The sequence below is a fragment of the Oceanispirochaeta sp. M1 genome, from assembly GCF_003346715.1.
Taxonomy (GTDB): Bacteria; Spirochaetota; Spirochaetia; order DSM-2461; family DSM-2461; genus Oceanispirochaeta.
Genome location: NZ_QQPQ01000159.1, coordinates 1 through 411 on the forward strand (window position 1 = coordinate 1; position 411 = coordinate 411).

Consider the following 411-nt stretch of genomic DNA (forward strand, 5'->3'; position numbering starts at 1 on the left):
GATCAATAAGATCTGAGCATTTTAAGGCTGTTTTGATTGTCCAGTTGCACATATTTGTCCGGCTGATATCGACACCCAGCCTCTTAAAGATCCTCTCGTGTCTATAGAAAGGGAGAGAATCACAATATTTCCCTGTGATGATAAATGCCAGCAGACTGGCAGAGGCAATGCTCCCTGGCATAATTCGGGACGGAGCCTTTGCTGTAATGATGGGAGCCTCTTCAGAATCCTCAAAGTCTCCACAGTTGCAAGGACCACACTTTTCCCGCTCATGAACCTTCACTTTAATCTGTGCTGGAATATATTCCAGTTCTTCTGATGTTTCATAGCCGATTATCGGACGTAATTTACCACAGCAGGAACATGTTCTCTCTTTTATGCTTAGACTATGCAGCACTTTTTCTCTTGGGA

The 411-nt window shown here is 43.8% G+C and carries 1 protein-coding gene and 1 pseudogene; both read right to left on the reverse strand.

Features of this window, described 5'->3' with window-relative positions:
* Positions 1-181: transposase (locus tag DV872_RS27370; protein ID WP_370446667.1), on the reverse strand; the 181-nt coding region annotated here is incomplete at its 3' end.
* A gap of 78 nt (positions 182-259) precedes the next feature.
* Positions 260-411 (reverse strand): annotated as a pseudogene (locus DV872_RS27375) (IS66 family transposase zinc-finger binding domain-containing protein); the annotation flags it as partial.